This window comes from Lysinibacillus canaveralius, from assembly GCF_047301505.1.
Taxonomy (GTDB): domain Bacteria; phylum Bacillota; class Bacilli; order Bacillales_A; family Planococcaceae; genus Lysinibacillus_B.
Genome location: NZ_CP154840.1, coordinates 723525 through 737797 on the forward strand (window position 1 = coordinate 723525; position 14273 = coordinate 737797).

At 42.6% G+C, this 14273-nt stretch carries 10 protein-coding genes; all 10 read left to right on the forward strand.

Annotation, left to right across the window (positions count from 1 at the left end):
* The first annotated feature begins 162 nt into the window (after positions 1 to 162).
* The 10 genes from AA0Y26_RS03480 to AA0Y26_RS03525 all read left to right on the forward strand — a co-directional run bounded on the left by AA0Y26_RS03480 (position 163) and on the right by AA0Y26_RS03525 (position 14265).
* Positions 163 to 456, forward strand: a complete 294-nt coding sequence (locus AA0Y26_RS03480; RefSeq protein ID WP_413365160.1) for a WXG100 family type VII secretion target — start codon at positions 163 to 165, stop codon at positions 454 to 456.
* A 75-nt stretch (positions 457 to 531) separates the two neighbouring features.
* Entirely contained in the window at positions 532 to 771 is a 240-nt protein-coding gene (locus AA0Y26_RS03485; RefSeq protein ID WP_413365162.1) for an EsaB/YukD family protein, read from the forward strand.
* A gap of 12 nt (positions 772 to 783) precedes the next feature.
* Positions 784 to 2115, forward strand: coding sequence for a type VII secretion protein EssB (essB, locus tag AA0Y26_RS03490; RefSeq protein ID WP_413365164.1), 1332 nt, complete (start codon positions 784 to 786; stop codon positions 2113 to 2115).
* A gap of 157 nt (positions 2116 to 2272) precedes the next feature.
* Positions 2273 to 6751 carry a type VII secretion protein EssC gene (essC, locus tag AA0Y26_RS03495; RefSeq protein ID WP_413365166.1) on the forward strand — a complete coding sequence of 1493 codons (4479 nt, stop codon included), beginning with the start codon at positions 2273 to 2275 and terminating at the stop codon, positions 6749 to 6751.
* Complete coding sequence (gene esaA, locus AA0Y26_RS03500; protein ID WP_413365168.1) at positions 6748 to 9522, forward strand: type VII secretion protein EsaA; 2775 nt, start codon at positions 6748 to 6750, stop codon at positions 9520 to 9522. The genes essC and esaA overlap by 4 nt, the downstream gene beginning before the upstream one ends.
* The gene (gene essA, locus AA0Y26_RS03505) at positions 9497 to 9988 is read left to right on the forward strand and encodes a type VII secretion protein EssA (RefSeq protein WP_413365170.1); all 492 of its coding nucleotides are present in this window, start codon (positions 9497 to 9499) and stop codon (positions 9986 to 9988) included. Before esaA ends, essA begins: the two co-directional genes overlap by 26 nt.
* A 145-nt stretch (positions 9989 to 10133) precedes the next feature.
* Positions 10134 to 10439 carry a DUF5344 family protein gene (locus AA0Y26_RS03510; protein ID WP_413365172.1) on the forward strand — a complete coding sequence of 102 codons (306 nt, stop codon included), beginning with the start codon at positions 10134 to 10136 and terminating at the stop codon, positions 10437 to 10439.
* A 214-nt stretch (positions 10440 to 10653) separates the two neighbouring features.
* Complete coding sequence (locus AA0Y26_RS03515; protein ID WP_413365174.1) at positions 10654 to 12657, forward strand: T7SS effector LXG polymorphic toxin; 2004 nt, start codon at positions 10654 to 10656, stop codon at positions 12655 to 12657.
* An 11-nt stretch (positions 12658 to 12668) separates the two neighbouring features.
* A complete protein-coding gene (locus tag AA0Y26_RS03520) occupies positions 12669 to 13103 on the forward strand; it encodes an SMI1/KNR4 family protein (protein WP_413365175.1) in 435 nt (144 codons plus the stop codon).
* A gap of 184 nt (positions 13104 to 13287) precedes the next feature.
* On the forward strand, positions 13288 to 14265 hold the full coding sequence (locus tag AA0Y26_RS03525) for a CdiA family toxin C-terminal domain-containing protein (RefSeq protein ID WP_413365176.1): 978 nt from the start codon (positions 13288 to 13290) through the stop codon (positions 14263 to 14265).
* The last annotated feature ends 8 nt before the right edge of the window (positions 14266 to 14273 follow it).

Consider the following 14273-nt stretch of genomic DNA (forward strand, 5'->3'; position numbering starts at 1 on the left):
ATTTATTTTAAAATGGTAGGTTACTACAGTTTCGAGAAGGTGGGAATGGGTAAAATACTACTAACTGTGTTGGTAAATTATAACTGATTTTCATTATTGTTATTGACCTACATAAAAGTTGATTTTAGAATGAGGTTAAATTTTGTAAAAGGAGAGATGTTTATGTCAGGAATTATTCGAGTTACCCCTGCAGAATTGGAAGCAATGGCGGGACGCTATACCGATGAAAGTAATCAGGTAGATGAACAGATTATTCGTCTAGACAAAATGATTGAAGAACTACAAGGAATGTGGGAAGGTGAATCTAGCCGAGCATTCGCTGATCAATATTCGACATTAAGACCTTCTTTCGTTGATATGCAAAGACTTTTACAAGATGTCTCTACACAATTGAAAAAGACTGCACATGCACTTGCAGATGCAGATCGTCAAATTGCGGGTCAAATTCGCGGTTAATCATCATCTACATGAGGAAACAGGAAGAGCGTCGTTTTTTAGGAAAGGCGCTCTTTTATTTTGAGGTGATATAGATTGTACATAGAAATAACAGTAGATTTAAAGAATTACACAGGGGAAAGCTTTGATATCCGTCTTTCCGACTATTACTCCGTTAAGCAATTAGTCGATGTTGTCTGGCAGGTGAAAGCCATAACGGATATTCCAAGAGAGGGATATTGGATACGTGTGCAAAATAAAAAAATCATGTTATCCGGGAGTGAGCAGCTGGCAGCCAGTGGTGTCACAACAGGAGATCGTCTAGAAATATTGTAGGGGAGTAATACGATGACAGAAAAAAAACAAACGTATCTTGAAAATCAGCTGGAAGCGAAGATCGAGACGGCTCCGGAACGTATCACGATCACTTTCCAAAAAGAAAAAATTAAGTTTCAAGATGAGCTAGAAGTGGCGTTATTGAAAAGCGCCAATCCCTTCATTCGAAAAGAAATCGCCTTTACAGAAGACGAACTAATCTTGACATTTCACCCAGAAAAATATCATATGTCTTTCGACCAGGTTATAAAGCACGAGGAAAAAAGCAGGTGGATGTTTGCAGCGCATTTAGTAAAGGCAGTTACGGCTCATTCATCGAACCGTCTTCATCTATTTGTTTGTCCAGAAAACATCGTCATTGATGAAAGTATGACACCGACCTTCCTGCATTATGGTGTGAAGGAAAGTGTTCCGCCGTATGAAAAGAACGCGGAGCGTACATTGCGTGAAACAAAGGCATTAATCGCTGCGGCAATTGAGCCAAAATACAGTTTCGATCAATATCATCAATTTTCCGATTCGATTGTACGAACACCGATAGTTGAAAAAATCTTGCAGGCTAAGGATGAGGAAGAATTACTAACGATCATCCAAAAGCGAATGAAAAAAATTGTGGCGGAAGAAAAGAATTTCACAAAAATGACAGTGGTGAAGCGTAATTGGCTCCGCTATTCTATCGTTGCTCTTTTATTATTAATTATTCCTTCAGGTATTTACAATGGGTATTCAGTATTTATTTTAGAACCGCGACAAGATGCTTATGTCTATGCACAAGAGCATTTCCTTCAAAAGAAATACAGTGAGGTCATCAACACGCTTTCAGATTATGAGGTAGAGGATATGCCGAAAGTCATTCAATACGAGCTATCTATCGCCCATATCATAAATGAAACGCTGACAGAAGATCAGAAGGATAATGTTCTGAATACGATTACTTTACAGACAGACCCTCGTTACTATCAATACTGGATCTTCCTCGGACGAGGACAGGCAGAAAAAGCCTTGACACTTTCACGCCAATTAGAAGATCTAGATTTAATAATGCTGGCTCTATTACATTATGAGGAAGAGGTTAAGTTAGATAGTGATTTAAAGGAAGAGGAACGTGAACGTCTTCTGAGCGAGATTGATATTGAAAAGAAAGACTATGAAAAGCAGATCGAGGAATTGCAAGAATTAATGGAAAATGAAAAGGCTGAAGCGTCTGAGAACAATAGTGAAGCACCGGTGGAGGAACAACAGCAAGGAACAAATGCTCCATCTGAAGCGCCGGCACAGACACAGCCCGAACAGCAGCCAGCAAAGCCAGCTGAAACACAAAAAGAAGAATCACCAACACCATAAAGCAAGCGAGGGAAATGCAGCTGGTAAGCACTTGTCAGATTTTGACAGTATGCTGTCTCACTCATTTCTTCATTGGTTTGGTTAAGAGTGCAGTATGCCCCTTCTATTCAATGGAGGATAAGAGGGAGCGACCTTTAAGCAAGAGAAGGTGGAATAATTGAGCGTATTTTTATTTTTTTACGGTAATAATTACCAAATAATGCAAGCGGATAAAAAGAAGATGGAATCGTTTACCATAGGCGGTGAAATCGACCGTACAGTGACGATAAGGCAATTCCCTTTTACGAATGGGTTTCTTACGATTACCGAAGATGCTGTCGGATACAAAGTCAGACAAGGCGGCAAGATTATTGGTAATTTGGAGGCGAATCGACCGTTTGATATATTGGACGGCAATCGGAGCCTTACAATCGTTCAGTTACGGTCAGAAGGTGAAACGGCAGATTATTACGTAGGAGAACGTGAGGAAATTGTTGTTTCCGATTCTTTGGAAATGGCTGATATTTTTAAAGCAGAACATCAATTGGGGGCAAAGGGACAGCTTCAGTTTTCTTTCCTTAAGCATGAAGACGAGTGGATGATCAATCCAGAAGACAGCTCTGTTTATGTAAATGGTAAAAAAATCGGGGGCAAGCGAAAAATTGAGGTTGGAGATTGGATTTTCACACCTTGCTTGCTCCTCCGTTTTACAGCAGAAGATGTGCTGCAGGTAATCGGCTATGAGCAGTATGAATCAGCTCTTGCTTTAATCAAGGTACCTTATTCTGAAATGAAGAAGAAATATCCAATTTACCGACGGACACCACGGATGCTTTATGAATTGCCCAAAGAGAAAGTTTCGCTTTCCTTCCCCGCCCAAGAAACTGAAATGTCTAATAGGGGATTATGGCTTATTATTCTACCTCCATTAGTGATGCTTATTGCGATGGGGGTAGTTGCCATCATTCAGCCGCGCGGTATTTTTATTATTGTCTCAATGGTGATGTTTATCATGACAATGATTACTTCCTCTGTACAATATTTTAAAGACCGAAAGCGCCATAAGGAAAGAGAAGAAAAAAGGGTGCGTGTGTACAGAAAATATTTAGAGGATAAACGTGAGGAATTGCAGTCACTGACTGATCAGCAAAAATTTGCGATGGAATTCCATTTTCCTGCATTCGAACGGATGAAGTACCTGACATCTGAAATATCCGATCGTATTTGGGAACGCTCCCTCACAAGCAGGGACTTCCTTCAATTCCGTCTCGGAACGGGCAGTATGCCAGCCAGCTATACGGTTACGCTCAATTCAAATGATATGGCCAACCGGGAGCTGGATGATTTAATTGAGAAATCGCAGCATTTAGAAAAACTTTATAAAGAAGTAAAAGAAGTCCCGATTGTTGCCGATTTTTCAGTTGGTCCAGTCGGTCTGATTGGGAAAGATCGAGTTGTAAAAAACGAAATTCACCAAATCGTCGGTCAGCTGGCATTCTTTCATAGCTATCATGATGTCCGATTTGTTTTCATTTTTGACGAGAAGGACTATCAGGAATTCGAATGGATGAAATGGCTGCCGCATTTTGTGTTGCCAAATCGGCATGCAAGGGGCTTCATCTATAATGAAACAACACGGGACCAGCTACTGACATCCATCTACGAAATGATCCGGGAACGGGATTTGATGGAGAAGGAAGATAACCTGATTTTTACACCTCAGATTGTCTTTATTGTGACCAACCCGGCGCTTATTGCGGACCACGTCATTTTAGAGTACTTAGAAGGGGATTACGCGAATATCGGTATTTCGGTTATGTTTGCGACAGATGCAAAAGAGAGCTTGTCCGATAATATCCATACATTGGTTCGCTATATCAGTGATACAGAAGGAGATATCCTGCTGCGCAACCAGCGGACAGTTGATATTCCGTTTAAGCTGGATAGACATCGCACAAAAGACAATGAAGATTTTGCAAGGATGCTGCGTACACTTCACCATCAGGTCGGAATGACAAACTCTATCCCGACAAGTGTGACATTTTTAGAAATGATGAATGTCAGTCAGGTAGAAGAGCTGCCGATTTATGAAAACTGGGTATCGAATGAGTCTTCAAAATCGCTTGCCGTGCCGATTGGACTGAAGGGGAAGGATGACTACGTGCATTTGAACCTTCATGAAAAAGCACATGGTCCGCATGGATTGCTCGCAGGTACGACCGGTTCAGGGAAAAGTGAATTTTTGCAGACGTATATCCTGTCCCTGGCCGTTCACTTCCACCCTCACGAAGTGGCGTTCTTGCTGATTGACTATAAGGGCGGCGGAATGGCAAAGCCTTTCAAAAAGCTGCCGCACCTTTTAGGAACAATTACAAATATAGAAAGCAGTGTGAACTTTACAAACCGGGCGCTTGCCTCCATTCGAAGTGAATTAAAGCAAAGGCAGCGTCTATTTGATCAATATGAGGTATCACATATTGACGACTATACAACGTTATATAAGCAGCAGATTGCAAAGGAACCGCTGCCGCATCTGTTCCTTATTTCCGATGAATTTGCAGAGCTGAAAAATGAAGAGCCGGAATTTATCCGGGAGCTGGTCAGTGCCGCACGGATTGGGCGGAGTCTAGGTGTCCATCTTATTTTGGCGACACAAAAGCCAGGGGGAATCATTGACGACCAAATCTGGAGTAATTCCCGCTTTAAGGTTGCGTTGAAGGTGCAGGATGCAAACGACAGTAAGGAAATCCTGAAAAACGCTGATGCTGCGGCTATTACTGTGACAGGTAGAGGCTATTTACAGGTCGGAAACAATGAGGTTTACGAACTATTCCAGTCTGCATGGAGTGGAGCCCCTTACCTAACAGAACATTCTGAGGGGGAAAATGAAATTGCCCTTGTAACAGATTTAGGGCTTATTCCTTTATCAAACGTTTCGACCAAAGAACCAAATCGAAAGACACGTATAACAGAAATTGATGCAATTGTGGAGCAAATTGCAATGCACCATGAAGAACATGAAATCCAGATGCTGAAGAGTCCGTGGCTGCCGCCGCTTGCTGAAAGAATAGCAAGCAGCACCTATCCAGTGCCATCGCCGGAACTTATCCCGCTCGCTGTCACGGATGAGCCGGAAAAGCAGAGTCAGGCTCCTTACTTCTACCGCCTGATGGACGACGGCAATATCGGTATTTTTGGTGCAGTCGGCTATGGGAAATCCTATACGGCTCTAACGATTCTGCTCGGTATTGCGCAGCACTATACACCGGAGGAAGTGCATTATTATTTACTAGACTTCGGAAACGGTTCACTGCTGCCGTTAAAACAGCTGCCGCATGTCGCAGACTTCTTCACAATGGAGGATACACGCAAGATTGAAAAGCTGATGAGCTTCCTCCGCGAAGAAATCAAACGGAGAAAGCAGCTGCTTCAGGAATATGAAGTGAGCAATATCAAGCTGTACAACCGTATTAGTAAAGAGCGCCTGCCGGTACTGTTTATCGTGGTGGAAAACTTCGACTTTGTGAAAGAGGAAATGCAGGATATCGAGCAATTCTTCAATCAATTTGTAAGGGATGGCCAATCGCTTGGGATTTATATGATCTTCACGGCTACAAGGATTTCTACAATCCGCCAGGCGGTGATGAACAACCTGAAAACAAAGGTTGTCCATTATTTATTTGACCAAAGTGAAGCTTATACGGTTTTAGGCAAGACGACATTAAAGCCTGAGCCTATTCCGGGCAGGGCCATCATCAAAACAGATGAAGCTGCCTTTGCACAGATATTCCTGCCTGTCGACGGTGCTACTGATTTTGATGTGCTGGAAGGAATAAAAGAGCAGGTGCAGGTCATGAAGGAAAGATATAAAGAGGCGAAACTTCCTTCACCGATTCCAATGCTGCCTGCGCAATTGACGGCCCGAAGCTTTAAAGAATATATCAAGCAGACAAGTACATCACGGGCGCTGTTCCCAATCGGTCTTGAAGAGGAATTTGTACAGCCAATCAGTGTGAACTTACAAAGCAATAAACATTGTCTTATCCTCGGCCAGGCACAAAAAGGCAAGACAAATATCCTGAAAAATATGTTAACAACTGCACTCGAATATGGCATAGAGGATATTGCAGTACATGATTCTGTCGAGGGAGGACTAGCAAACATTGCTGACTCACAAACAGTTGTCATGCTGGAAGTGAAGGAACAAATCGCAGAATGGCTGACAACGGCAGAAGGAAAGCTTGCCGGTCGTGAACAGCAGTATATGGCAATGAATGCGATGGAAAGAGCGAGTCATTCGTTTGATCCAATCCTGTTTATCATCGACGATTATCCAAGATTCCTGGCTAAGCTTGATAGCAGTTTACAAGACCGGGTTGGCAAGCTGATGAAAAATTACAGCCATTTGGGTTTCAGCATAATTGTCGCCGGCAACAGCAGCGAGGTAACAAAAGGGTACGATGCATTAACAGGTGAAATTAAACAGATACGCCAAGCGATCCTTCTTGTGAAAAAATCAGAGCAGACGCTGTTTACCCTGCCATATGACCGCAAAGAGGACGAGGTCATGACAGGCTTCGGCTACTATGTATTGAATGGAAATGCAGTAAAAATACAAATTCCATTATGCGAAATAGAAAGAAGGATTTACACGTGACAAAAAAGACAAAATTAACGATCACCATTATCTCTGTGATGATTTTGATTATTGCGACGCCATTCCTGTTCTTCCTGGGAATTGGCGAAAACCCTTTTTTCGATCGTTCCAATGGGATTAAAAAAATCGCCATCGTCAATGAAGACGGGGGGACAGAGAAGAAAGAACAGCTTTTCGATTTTGGGAAGGAAATGGTACCGATCCTGTCGGGCGATTCAGATTATGAATGGGTCGTTGCCAGCAGAAGTACGACGGAAAAAGGCTTGCAGGACCGGGAGTATGACGCAGTTGTCTATATCCCTTCCGATTTTTCCGAAAATATCATGACCTATGAAGAGCAGCAGCCGGTAAAGGCGGAATTCAAATATACGATTTCCGACCAATTGAATGCGATCAACCGTGAAAAAATCCTGCGTGAAATTAACAAAGCAACCTCGCGAGTGAATGGAAAAGTTGGGACTCTTTACTGGAGCTATGTATCACAGGACCTGCAAAAGGTGCGTGACCAATTTGATACGATTCTTGATAAGGAAATGGAGTTCCTAGATACAATCTCTGCTTACTATCAGCCGAATCTGGCAACAGTCGTACAGGCAATTGAAAACCAAAAGGGTATGCTGGAAAATCTGCATACAGCCGTAGAGGGGCAGGGGGCTTCAGTTGGAAACAGCGCAGATCAAGCGAAGCAATTTGAATCCGGGCTCCTTGAATTCGTTACGTTTGTAGAGCAGTATAAGGACTTCCAGGTTGCCAACCAGCAGCTGCTGCAGACGATGCAGGATGAGAATGTGGAATTAGTTGTGAAGGCGAAAACGGAGCAGGAGCCCCGCTTCATGGCGATGAAGGAACAATTAGACAAAGCAAGTGAAGCATTCTCTACGAATGTAGAGCTATTAGAAGGCCAGCTGGCTTCGAATCAAAAAACATTTGTAGAGTTAAGGAATTATGCGTCCGATCAGCAGGAGGAAATTTGGGATCTGCTAAAGGAAATAGAGGGTGAACTCGTCGTTGAATATGAAAACGAAGTGATTGCCATGAGAAATAAGGTGGATTCTGCACCTGTTATCCCTGTGAAACCTACTACGGACAAAAAGCCGCCTGTAACTTCTACGAATGTGGATGAATATCTTGCTTCCTCCAAGATTTCAGCATTAGAAGCTGAACGAGGAAAATTGCAGGCAGTCCTTCAAGAAATAACGAATATGAAGAACCAGAGTCAGAACCAGGCAGGGACTGATCCGGCGGCTGCCACAGAAGGAACGTCAAGTGAGCTTGAGGCACTGTTAACGAATGTGACAGCGCAGCTTGCAGAAATCGAGGCAAATATTAAGTTAATTCAGCAGCAGGAAAGCCAGCTGCAGCAGCAGCTCGGTAATGCACAATCCGACCTTGTGACTGATCAAGAGGAAGGTACAGAAGAAGAGGTAGAAGAGGAACTTTCCATTGCTGAGAAAATCGAGCAAAAGGAGTCAGAAATCCTTCAGTCAGAGCAAGTGACAGATGGAAAAAGAAATAGACTGCTTAAAGTATTCCAAGCTCCTCTGCCAAATGTCAGGGAAACTCTCCTGCTTTCCTATTTTGAAACATTAGTGAAGTATGAATCAGTGATCAATACGCAGTTACTGGATGAAAACAATCACTTGATTGACTCGAAGGCTAACGACATTCTGGATATTGCAGAACAGGAACAAGCAGGCTTTGACGAGTTAAATACGGGTATGCCTGCTGCTCAAAAGCAGCTTGCTACATTAAAAGATGATATCAACTCATTCTTCTTCGCACAGCTTGTCACATTGGAGGCAGACTATGTCGAAATGAACGAGCAGATGGATCAGGTTGAGCAAAGCGCAAATAATGCACGAACACAAATGAATGTCCTGTTGTCAGACACGCCAGTCTCTGCCGGTGATATGCAGGGTACGGGTCTTGTATCGGGGCAGCAGTCGCTCAGCCAGGAGCTGGAATTCATTAGAGCTTCCATGGATATGGTGACAGACAATCAGGCGAATCTGATGGCTGTAACAAGCGAGTTACAAACAAAGGCACAGAACGTCAATGCAGATACTTCTATCCTTAATAATAAGTGGAATGAAAATGTCAGAACGACGGAGCTCTATCGAAATGATATCCATGCAATTCTAAATGGGGCGTTCGTGGATGGACAGAAGAACGGGCAAATCTATGAGTATTTAGCAACACCGCTTGCGACAAGCAGCCTGAATCCGACTATCGAGCAGGAAAATAAAATGCCGCCAGTCATTATACTAGCGATCGTGCTGATCAGCGGCTTGATGATCGGATACTTCTGCTATTACTTCAAGCAAGATAAAGTACTTGTCCGCATGGCATTATTCGTTCTGCTGAATATCATTGTTGGGCTAATTATCAGCATCTACGGCTTGGATATTTATCCATTAAGCGAACAAAGCGCCATTGAATGGACGATTTTCACAGTACTGCTGCTGACAACAGTCTCTGCTGTAATCTTTGCCGGCTTCTCTATTAATAGTTTGGTTGGCTGGTTTGTAACGATTGCAGTCATTGTATTCTTCGTCACACCAATGCTTGCACTGCTTGCTACGAATATTGATTATGAAGACCCAATGTCAAAAGTTTATCTATCCATTCAATATGGTCCGGAATCACTTCTCATGACGGCAGTAGTCGTGCTGGCTGCTATTTTGGTATTTGCAGCTGCCATTCCGGCGCTTGTAAAACGTTTGAAAAAGGAGTCTGTTCCATTAGATGATGAAGCATCCATGGAAGTATAGTGTTCTATTAGCCATTGTTTTCTTCTGGATCGTGCTGGAGCCCGATTTGATCCTTGCCAGTCCAAGTCTGGAGGAGCTGAATCCGAATGAGTATAAGGATAAACAGTTTAAAGACAATACGGAATATCTTCATAATGATCCGTTATTGGAGAGAAGAGAGAACTTACCCGAGGAGCAAAAACTGCTGGACTTTCTCCCAAAGGATTACGATGCCGAGGAGGAAATGAAAAACCAGCTGTTTCAGGAAGGCTTTGAAGAACACAAAACGACTGCCTATGAATCTACCAAGCTCCTCCTTTTCACGAATAGTGAAAAGGAGGTGAAGACCGAGGGTGGAGAAGTTAGCCGTATAGCGGATACGACAGGCATTAAAACCTTCTATATCGGCATATTACTGGGTTTGCTGCTTCTGACATTCTTGTTCTTGCTGCCACGGTTCATCCGCGGTACAAAGGAAGGTACTTGAAAAGCCAGCCAGCTCTTTACTTCAGCATAAGCCCTTCTTCGGTCTGAGGAAGGGCTTATAGCTGAAAAGGTATTAATTTTTTCTAGTTGATGATTTCCTATCCGGCACTTATCTAAAATCAAAGGCGTAAAGAGGAGATGATTGCATGACAACTGAAATCAAAATGATTTATGCAGAAGCAGAAGAGCAGCTAGGTGTAATGGAAACGGAAGCCAATGGATTAAATCCGAAGGCGGAGCCAGAGATTACAGGCAACGTATTAGAGGTAGCAACAAAATTAAATAGTGTAGCAAAAGAGCTCGAGACCCTTTTAACAACCTATCAAACGCTGCTGCTGAACAATGTCCAGGCATCGAAAAACTCCGTTCAATATATGAAAGAACAGGATGAAAAAATTTCTGCTGCCATTAACGGGGCGGTATTGAATAAGCCGTATGTGGCGTACTCCTAACCTTTTTTGCAATAACCTGTCAGGCTTCTATCAGAAGCTTGGCTGTTTTTTTCGGTGTGAAGGCCTGGAGATTTATATAATGGAACGATTACATCGAGGTTGAGACTACTTAAAGTGATAGTTAGTTTTACAGCCTTAGCGCTTGTCGGAGCTACCCGGCACTTTAGCACTTTGGTTTAGAAATGTTTCTAATTAAATTAAAGTGGGTGATATAATGAAAGTATTGGATGTCGATCTTCTGCATGATGGATTGATCCGCAATATTAACAGGATGAACCGGCTGGAAAAGGAAATTACCGCGATTCAAAAGGCCGTATCGGAACTTACAGCCATGGAGGAAGCGCTAAAAGGAGAGGGCGGCCAAGCAATTCGTGACTTCTATACATCCTGCCATCTGCCCTTTCTACAGTATTTCCTGTCATTTAAAGAGGAATTCAATACAGTCCTCCAGCAGGCTCAGCAGGCACTTGTCTCACTGGAGCCGGTCGATGCCGGTCATATTGTAGAGGAATTCCTGGAGACGAAGGTCGAAGAAGGACTCACAGAAAGCGCCACGATTACTGCAACCCTGACAGACGAGGCGAATGCCATCATGGATGAAGTCTCGGATATCGTCGGCCTGCCGAAGCTTGACGATACGCTTGTTCAGGAAAGTGTTGCAGATGCCAAGACAAAGCGGGATGACACGGTAGAGGCACTTCATACATTTGACAGTACCCAAACAACGCAGCTCGTACCGATTGAATCAAGTATCCAGTCGATGAAGGAGTGGGTACAAAACATCGAAGGTCTCTTCCAAGAAGGACTGACGGATGTCAACTTCCCGACCGATAAGTGGTCGAGCATCACGGGTAACAGTGCGATTGCGATGAGCCTGTCTGCCATGGGTGTAGAGAACGGAATTGACTCGCAGGAGATGCTCGCATGCGAACGTCCCGTCGAAACAGATGTGAAGGAAGATAAGGCGTGGTATAAGGTTGTAGGAGATGTGCTTGTAGGAATTGCTGAAGGGGTTGCCAAAGCAATCGCGGATATTTTTACAGGCTTGTTCGACCTATTAAAAAACCTGTTCACAGATCCTGTCGGCTTCTTTGGCGGTCTTGCGACAGCGATCATGAACCCGATCGATACTGCAAAACAGATGTGGGGGGCGGTCGAGGCGGCATGGGAACGCGATGTTGTAAACGGCGATGCACGCAGCCGTGCGGAGTTCTTCTCTTATGCAGTCGTCTCAGTAGTCGGCCTAAAAGGAGTCGACAAGCTCGGCAAGGCAGGGAAAGTCGGCAATGCAGCTTCTAAAGCAGATAACGCGCTTCCGTACAATGCCATGAAGACCGATAAGCTGAAGGAAACCCTCAAGACAAATGTCTACGCCACGGTTCAGCAGAAAGCCCAGCAGGCAGCGGATTTCTGGAAAAGCAACTTCAGTAAAGAAGCGATCAATAAGACGATCGAGGCTGCGAAGAATTCAGCAGTTATCACCAAGGCTAAGAACGTTATCGAGCCAGCCAATATCAAGGCGGCAGCTGCTAAAACTTATCAGAATGTGGTGAAGACACCGATTGCCAAGACGCAGGCGGCATTGAAAGCAAAGAAGGAACAACTGCTTGATATGCCTTTACCTAATTTTGGATTATCCCCAGTTCCTCTTGGTCCTACAACGAACATGACCGTGCGGGAAGGAATAGAAGCCGCGAAGGACACGGTGATGCAGGTTGTTGGGAAGCAAGATGGTGGGGGAGAGCGGGTTAAAATCAAGGGGAATGGTACTCCATTAAAATTAGAAGATTTCACTAAAGAAATTTTGGAGACAAAACCGATGAACTCACGGATACCTAAAAAGTGGTATGATAAAGGTGGGGAAATCTCTATAGATAATGACGGAACTTGGACTTATACTAACAAGTCTGGAGTTTCTGTAAGTTATCCAGATGGTTACCCAGATTTTACACCGTTTATGCATCCGAATGTTAAACCGGTAAAAATTAAAGTCCATTCCCCTAAAAATAATCCAAAAGATTTTGAAAATGCAAATATAGAAGCTAAACTAAGTAAAGATACTGACCCTCCAATTTTTGATATAAGGCGACCGCCTATAGGATATACTTGGCATCATCATCAAGATGGGGAAACCATGCTTCTTGTAGTTAAAGATATTCATGATGAATTTAAGCATATAGGCGGGCAATCAAAAGTAAATGGAAAAAATAGAGAATAAGGAGTGAGACTATGGTGAAAATTGAAAAGATACATGAGAGTTTACCTATAGGAGATTTAGAAAGTTTTGAGCATAATTATAATATTACACTTCCTAGAGATTATAGAGATTTTTTAATAGAATATAATGGAGGATATCCTAGCCCAGGAACTTATAAAATATCTGATGAGTTAGGTGAAAGTATTTTAAATATTTTTTATGGAATTGGTAATATGTATGACAATTTAGAGAAAAAAATCGATATTTTTGATGAAATATTAGAAATAGGTTTTATTCCAATAGCAGATGATCCAAGTGGGAATCAAATATGCATTGGAATAAACAAAGAGTACTTTGGACAAATATATCATTGGGTACATGATGAGGAACATGACGAAATGGAAAATATGTATTTCCTAGCTAAAAATTTTAAAGAATTTCTTGATAGTTTATATGATGAGCAATAATTTCTCGAATCAAAATAGCTTTATCTTGATTCGAGAGGATCATACAGAAATGAATATTTATGGTGTTTTCTAAATAGCGAAAATATCACTTATTCCTTGATTGGCTAAATGCCTTTCAAGGTTTTTTAATTTAATTTATATTAAATCAACAAATATTCTCGTGGGGAAATTTTAAATAATTGGATTGAAAATAGAACTTTCAAGATGGTTGTACTATCATGGTTTATCTACTAGTATACCTAATGCAATGAAGACCGATAAGCTGAAGGAAACTCTCAAGACAAATGTCTACGCCACGATCCAGCAGAAAACCCAGCAGGCAGCGGATTTCTGGAAAAGCAACTTCAGTAAAGAAGCGATCAATAAGACCATTGAGGCCGTGAAAAATTCGGCGATTATTACAAAAGCTAAGAATACCCTTGATCCAGCCAATATCAAGGCGGCCGCTGCTAAAACGTATGAGAATGTGGTGAAGACACCGATTGCGAAGACGCAGGCGGCATTGAAGGCGAAGAAGGAACAACTGCTTGACATGCCTTTACCTAATTTTGGATTATCCCCAATTCCTCTTGGTCCTACAACGAACATGACCGTGCGGGAAGGAATAGAAGCCGCGAAGGACACGGTGATGCAGGTTGTTGGGAAGCAAGATGGTGGAGGGGAACGGAATAAGGGTACGGGTAATTCCACATCAGGGATAAAGCATAACTTTGAGTATGTTGATAGTTTTGCTGACCATATGATAAATGCCCAAAAAATTGTTCGAAGAGGGAATAAAGGTGTTGTGGGAGGTCATAGTTTAGAAAGCTTTGAAAAAATCTTAAAGGATCAAGGTTGGAAGCTAGATGACGTCATTGTTTCAAGGACTCCGCACCCTACAGCCGAAGGAGTTTATGAAATAGAATATAGACTCCCTACATTAGATAGGGAATTGAAGATTGTGCCTGGTCAATATAAAAATATTCCTCAGCCAAAAACTGTATATGATACCAATGTACTTTCAAATGACCAAATGATTGTGTGGGGGAAAGAGGCTATGGGGAATGGAGTAGTTAATGGGAGGTTAGTGACTGGGTATTCATCTAATGGACTTAGATTTACTGGCTATCTTGATGAGCATGGGAAGATTAAAAATTTTCATCCTTCTTTTGAAGGGAAATAGGAGGATAA